This window comes from Streptomyces bohaiensis (genome assembly GCF_012033785.1).
Lineage (GTDB): Bacteria > Actinomycetota > Actinomycetes > Streptomycetales > Streptomycetaceae > Streptomyces > Streptomyces bohaiensis.
In genome coordinates this window covers 1-6145 of sequence record NZ_JAAVJC010000280.1, presented here as the reverse complement: position 1 = coordinate 6145, position 6145 = coordinate 1, and the positions used below count along the sequence as shown (strand labels likewise).

The 6145-nt window shown below is 74.2% G+C and carries 4 protein-coding genes and 1 pseudogene; 4 read left to right on the top strand and 1 reads right to left on the bottom strand.

What is annotated here, in order from left to right:
* Positions 1 to 154 precede the first annotated feature (154 nt).
* Positions 155 to 1483 carry a peptidoglycan recognition protein family protein gene (locus HCN52_RS20825; RefSeq protein WP_168089989.1) on the bottom strand — a complete coding sequence of 443 codons (1329 nt, stop codon included), beginning with the start codon at positions 1481 to 1483 and terminating at the stop codon, positions 155 to 157.
* Between the two features lie 139 nt (positions 1484 to 1622).
* On the opposite strand from HCN52_RS20825, the gene HCN52_RS20820 reads away from it, so the two are divergent.
* From HCN52_RS20820 to HCN52_RS20805, 4 genes and pseudogenes are all read left to right on the top strand, one after another.
* Positions 1623 to 2375 carry a TIGR03089 family protein gene (locus tag HCN52_RS20820; RefSeq protein ID WP_168089988.1) on the top strand — a complete coding sequence of 251 codons (753 nt, stop codon included), beginning with the start codon at positions 1623 to 1625 and terminating at the stop codon, positions 2373 to 2375.
* 39 nt (positions 2376 to 2414) lie between these two features.
* A complete protein-coding gene (locus tag HCN52_RS20815; RefSeq protein WP_168089987.1) occupies positions 2415 to 3602 on the top strand; it encodes an LCP family protein in 1188 nt (395 codons plus the stop codon).
* Between the two features lie 411 nt (positions 3603 to 4013).
* A complete protein-coding gene (locus HCN52_RS20810) occupies positions 4014 to 5786 on the top strand; it encodes an LCP family protein (protein ID WP_209314802.1) in 1773 nt (590 codons plus the stop codon).
* Positions 5787 to 5857: 71 nt separating this feature from the next.
* Positions 5858 to 6145: pseudogene (locus HCN52_RS20805) on the top strand (hypothetical protein); the annotation flags it as partial.

Here is a 6145-nt window from a genome sequence, read left to right as displayed (position 1 = left end):
CCCGCCGACAGGGCGACGGGCGGCGGCAGTCGGGCGCGGGCGCGGGACCGGCGGGGGTGGAACGCGGCCGGGGACCGCACCGCGGGGTGTGGCGGGTCTCACTCCCGCCGCACCCCGCGGTGGCCTGCCGCGCCCCCGGTCCGCCCCGGCGGTGTCACATCGCGGCGGCGGTCTTCCGAATGGACGGGAGCTGGTTGTACAGCCGGCTGCCGGGACAGTCGGTGCTGAACCCGTCGCGGTGCCCGGAGATGTTGTGCATCGTCACCACGGTGCCCTTGGCGTACTTGCCGCCGGCGGAGACCCGCTTCCAGGTGCCGGCCGGGTTCCGGCCCTCCGCCCGCAGCTTCCATCCGCTCAGCTGCGCCACGGCGTTGGTCACCTTGGCCGGGGCATCGGTCGAGGAGTGGGTCCCCAGGACGGCGACGCCCATGCTGTTGTGGTTGAAGCCGTAGGTGTGCGCGCCCAGCACGGCCCGCTCCACGCCGCCGGCACGTCCCTCGTAGATGGTGCCGCACTTGTCGATCAGGAAGTTGTAGCCGATGTCGCGCCACCCCTGACTCTGCGTGTGGTAGCGGTAGATGCCCCGGATCACCGAGGGGGCCTCGGAGCAGGAGTAGCCGTTGCCCCCGGCGGTGTGGTGCACGAAGACGGTCTTCACCGCGTCGGTGTAGACGAAGCCGCCCTCCCGCCAGGACTCGTCCGCGCCCCACTTGGCGCGGGTGACCACCCCGGGGCGGGGCGCCGACAGCAGCTGGAGCTCCTCCTCCGCGCGGGAGTCGGCCTCCGCCGCGGCGTCGGGGGAGTCCGCGGCCTCGGCGGCTTCTGCGTCGGCCTCGGTGGCGGCGGCCTCCGTGTCGGCGTCGGCGGCGGCCGCCGGGTCACCGGACCGCTCCACCGGCGGCTCCGCGTCGGCGGGTGCCGCCGGGTCCTCGCCCGGGTCGATCAGCTCCAGCCGCAGCCCGTCCGGCAGTTCGGCGGCGGCGGTGGCGCCCGCGTCGGGCACCACCCGCACCTGGACGCCGTCGGAGTCGCCCACCCACAGCGGCTCGGTGCCGCCGGCGAGTTCCCGTCCGGACTCCTCGGCCGACCCGGGGTCGGGAGCGTGCTCCGCCGCAGTGTGCAGGTGCTCCCACGGCGACCACTCCCCGGTCCCGGTCGCGCGGGTCCGCACCTCGACCTCGCCCGCCAGATCGGCCGCGGCGTCGGGCCACACCACACCCAGCAGCGAGAAGGGGGCGACGTCCGTCTCCTCCAGGCCGACGGCCCCGGCCGCGGGGGCGTCCGCTCCCGCGCTGCGGCCACCACCCCCCAGCGGGCCCAGCGCGAGCGACTGAGTGCCCCCGGTCTCCGGCGCCGCCGGCGCCGCGACCGGAGCGGGCCCGGACCCCGGGTGCGAGAGGGCGCCGGCCGGGGAGACGGCCAGGGGAAGGACAAGGGCCGCGATCGACGCGGCGCCGACAGTGGAAGCGATGAATGCACGCATAGCAACCATGCTGTACATATCCGTATACATCTGTCGAATGGAAATATGACGGTATGTGAGTGATGGTCCGTGGTGTCGCACCGCGCCCCCGCCGCCCGCGCCCTGCCGCCCGCCGCGCCCCCCGCGTACCCTTCCGACGATGAACACCCGTGACCGGACCCCCTACGACCTGCTGCGATCCGCGCTCGCCGCGGACGGCGCCCGACCCCTCGTCACCTACTACGACGACGCCACCGGTGAACGCGTGGAGCTCTCCGCCGTCACCCTCGCCAATTGGGTGGCGAAGACCGCCGGCCTCCTCCAGGACGAGCTCGGCGCCGAGCCCGGCGACCGCCTCGCGCTGCTGCTCCCGGCCCACTGGCAGACCGCCGCCTGGCTGCTGGCGTGCTCCGCGACCGGCGTGGTCGCCGACATCGGCGGCGACCCGGCCACCGCGGACCTCGTCGTCACCGGCCCCGACCGACTGGAGGAGGCCCGCGCCTGCACCGGGGAGCGCATCGCCCTCTCGCTCCGCCCGCTGGGCCTCCGCTTCCCCGAGGCGCCCGAGGGGTTCACCGACTACGCTGTCGCCGTCCCCGGCCAGCCCGACACCTTCCAGTCCTTCGAGGACCCCGACCCCGACGGGCTCGCCCTCACCGTCGACGGCCGTCCGTTCACCGCCGCGGAGCTGGTCACCGAGGCGCGCACCGCAGCCGCGGAGCTCGGACTCCCCACCGGTGGACGGCTGATGTCCACGCGCGACTACGGGAGCTGGCCCGGGGTCGCCGCCGGCCTGTACGCCCCGCTCGCCGTCGGCGGCTCCGTGGTGCTCTGCCGCCCCGCGGACGGGCTGGACCAGCCGGCCCGGACACGCCGCGCGGAGAGTGAACACGTCACGCACTTCGCCGACTGAGCGCCGCTGTGCGGGGGTGCCGGGGTCACCATCACTCCCATGACAGCGGACGACCACCACCCGGAGCCGGTGCGCGCGCGGGGCGCCGACCGGCCCACCCTCCTCGACGACCTGCTCACCACCGCCGAGCCACAGCGCCCGCGGCGCCCCCGCCGCGGGCGCCGCGTGCTGCGCGCCGTGGCCCTCGGGGCGCTGGGCCTCACCCTGCTCACGGCCGGCGCCGGCTACCTCGCCTACCGCTCCCTGGACGCCGGAATCACCAGCGACGACGGCACCGCCCGCGAACTGGACCTCCGGGGAGGGGAGAGACCGGTGCCCCCGCCCGGTGACGCACGCACGGTCCTGGTCATCGGGTCGGACGACCCCAGCTCGCTGCCCGGCGCGGTCGGCGGCATCGGCGCGCGCTCGGACACCGTCTTCCTGCTCCACCTCTCCGGCGACCGCCAGCGCGCCACGGCCGTCTCCGTCCCCCGCGACCTGCTGGTGGAGATCCCGGAGTGCACCGGTCCCGACGGCGGCACCGTGCCCGCCGCGCGGGCCCAGTTCAACTGGGCCTACTCGTTCGGCGGGCCCGCCTGCACCATCCGCACGGTCGAGGCGCTCACCGGGGTGCGGGTCGACCACCACGTCGACATCGACTTCGAAGGCTTCCGCGACCTCGTGGACGCCGTCGGCGGCGTGGAGGTGCACCTCACCGAAGATGTCCGGGACGAGCACACCGAACTGGACCTGACCGCCGGCCGCCAGGTACTGGACGGCGACGCCGCGCTCGCCTACGTCCGGGGCCGCCAGGGGATCGGCGACGGCAGCGACACCGCCCGCATCGAACGGCAGCACCAGTTCCTGGGGCTGCTCCTGGACGAACTGCGGTCCTCCGGTGTGCTGCTCAACCCGGCGCGGCTCTACCCCGTGCTGCGCACCGCCACCGCCTCGCTCACGGTCGACCCGGCGCTGGCCTCCCTCTCCCGGCTGCACGACCTCGTCGGCGAGTTGCGCGACCTGCCGGAGGGCGGGCTGCGCTTCGTCACCGTGCCGCGGACCGCCGACCCGGCCGACCCCGACCGCGACGTCCTGGTGCAGCCGGACGCCGACACCCTCTTCGCCCAGCTGCGGGAGGACGTGCCGGTGACCGCCCATCCGCGGGAGGGCGCTCCGGCGGGCGGCCTGCTCCCCGCCTCCGGCACGTCCGACGCGGCGGAGGAGGAGGGCGCCCCGGCGACCGGGTGACCGGTGGGCGCGGCCCCGCCGCCGGCTCCTCACCCGGGCGTGCGCGGGGGGAAGCGCGCCGCCCGGTGGGGGCCGTTCGCCGTCACCGTTACGGAAACGAGACCGTGCCGCGACCAGCTTGCGACCGTTCGGAACAGGACAGGAACGTTTCCCCTCGGTGATTCCGCTGCGTAGTCGAACAGGTGAGGATCCGGGATCGACGAAAACCCCTAAAGCGCCATAAAGCAGACACGGTCGATATGTGACGACAGTCGAACAGCTGGCGCTATCACCGGATGTGAAGCCTGCGCAGTGGGTCACCGGCGTCGTCGACGACGGAACCCGGGGGTTAGTGTGTGCCGTCCGATCCTCAAGTCGGCACGGAGGGCGCACGCAGCAGTGGACGCGCAGGGACGTGGGGGAGCGGGGGGCATGGACCCCGCTGATCAGTGGGTATTGAATCCGGAGACGGGCAACTACGAGCTGCGCCCGCAGAGCGGGCAGCGCGGCGGTGGTGCGCCCACGGGCACACGTGCGCCCCAGCGCGGCCCGCACCCGGACGGGACCGGCCACCGGGGAGGCCCTCCCCGGCAGCGCCGCGCGCCCGGTGAGGAGACCAGCCGCCCCGCTCCGCCGCGCGACGACGCCGAGCACGAGCACGAGGACGACGAGGACCCGCCCCCCGCCCGCCGGGGCGCGGGCCGCGACGGCGACCTCCCCGCGCAGCGCGACCGCCGGGCCCAGCGGGGCCGCCGCAAGGTCAAGCAGAAGAAGAAGCGCGGCAAGAAGATCCTCATGTGGGTCGCCGGCGTCCTCGCCCTGCTCCTCGTCGTCGGCTGCACCGCCGCCTACCTGACCTACAAGCGGCTCAACGACAACATCACCAAGGTCGACGTCCCCTACGACAATCCGGCGACGAGCGACGCCCCGGTGAACATCCTGCTGATCGGTTCCGACCAGCGCACCGGCGACGGCAATGACGGCTACGGCGACCGCGACAGCCTCGGCCACGCCGAGACCACCGTGCTGCTCCACTTCTCCCAGGAGCGGGAGCACGCCACCGCCCTGTCGATCCCGCGCGACCTGATAGTGGACATCCCCGAGTGCGAGGTGACCCGCGACGGCGTCACCGAGACCATCCCGGGAAGCCAGGGCGTGCGCTTCAACGAGAGCTACGGCCAGCAGGGACGCGACCCCGGCTGCACCTGGAAGACGGTGCAGGAGCTGACCGGCGTGGAGATCAACCACTTCATGCTGCTCGACTTCAACGCGGTCAAGACCCTCTCCACCGCCGTCGGCGGCGTGGAGGTCTGCCTCGCCAAGGACATCGACGACCCCAAGTCGCACCTGAAGCTCTCCGCCGGCACCCACGTCATCGAGGGCGAGGAGGCGCTGGCGTTCGTCCGGACCCGCGACTCCGTGGGCCACAGCAGCGACCTCAGCCGCATCCAGCTGCAGCAGCAGTTCCTCGGCTCGATGGCCCGCTCGCTGACCTCCAACGGCACCCTCACCGACCCGGGCAAGCTGCTCGACCTCGCCGACGCCGCGACCAAGGCCCTCACCGTCGACACCGCCATCGGCGACGTCCAGAAGCTGCACGAGCTCGCCCGCGACCTCGGACGCGTCCCGGTGGAGGACATCTCCTTCGTCACCCTCCCCGTCAAGGACAACCCCGCCGAGGAGATCGCCGCGACCGTCGTCCTCGACCGCACCAAGGCCGAGCCGCTGTTCCGGATGATCCAGGAGGACATCTCCCTCACCGCCGAGGAAGACGAGGAGCCCGCGGAGGAGGACGACGGCGCCAAGAACGGCGACGACAAGCCGGAGCCCGCGGCCATCGGCGAGATCCAGACCGAGGTCTTCAACGGGGGCGACGTCCCCGGCGCCGCCCAGCAGACCCTGGACTGGCTGCTCGGCAAGGGCGCCGTGCTCGCCACCCTCGGCGGCAACGCGGACGCCCAGGAGACCACCGTGCTGCTGCACACCCCCGACCAGGCGGCGCAGGCGGCTACGCTTGCCGACATGATGGGGATGTCCGACAGCGCGGTGAAGATCCGCGAGAACGCCGAACCGGGCCGCGCGATGACCCTCATCCTCGGCAACGACTTCAGCGGCCCCGGCGTCCCGATCGAGGCCCCGGCGAAGAAGCCGGAGAACCTCGAGTCCTCGACGGCCGAGGACGCCGCCGACACCTGCGCGGCGTGAGCCCGGACCGCCCGGTCCGGCTCGCCCCGCCGCACCCGAACGACCACAGCACAGACGACGGGGGAGCAGCCGTGCGCGGCACCGACGGCAACGCCATACCCGAGGACGAAGAGCAGCAGCCCGCGGCTGTCGTCCGACCCGAGGACCTCGGGTGGGACGACAGCCTGTACGACGACGAGCCCGCCGCCTCCGCCGAGACCCCCGCCGCCTCCGCCGCCCGCGGCGGGGACGCCACCGCGGGCGCCCCGGCCGGAACGGCGGACGCCGACGGCACCGGGGACGGCCCGGCCGACACCGCGCCGGCGGCCGACGGCCCCGCCGCACTGCCCGCCGGCAGCGGCGGTGGAGCCACCGGCGGG

Excerpts from the sequence above, each read along its gene's own strand:
- HCN52_RS20815 (WP_168089987.1), top strand. The coding sequence starts at position 2,415 with ATGACAGCGGACGACCACCACCCGGAGCCGGTGCGCGCGCGGGGCGCC.
- HCN52_RS20820 (WP_168089988.1), top strand. The coding sequence starts at position 1,623 with ATGAACACCCGTGACCGGACCCCCTACGACCTGCTGCGATCCGCGCTC.
- HCN52_RS20825 (WP_168089989.1), bottom strand. The coding sequence starts at position 1,483 with ATGCGTGCATTCATCGCTTCCACTGTCGGCGCCGCGTCGATCGCGGCC.
- HCN52_RS20810 (WP_209314802.1), top strand. The coding sequence starts at position 4,014 with ATGGACCCCGCTGATCAGTGGGTATTGAATCCGGAGACGGGCAACTAC.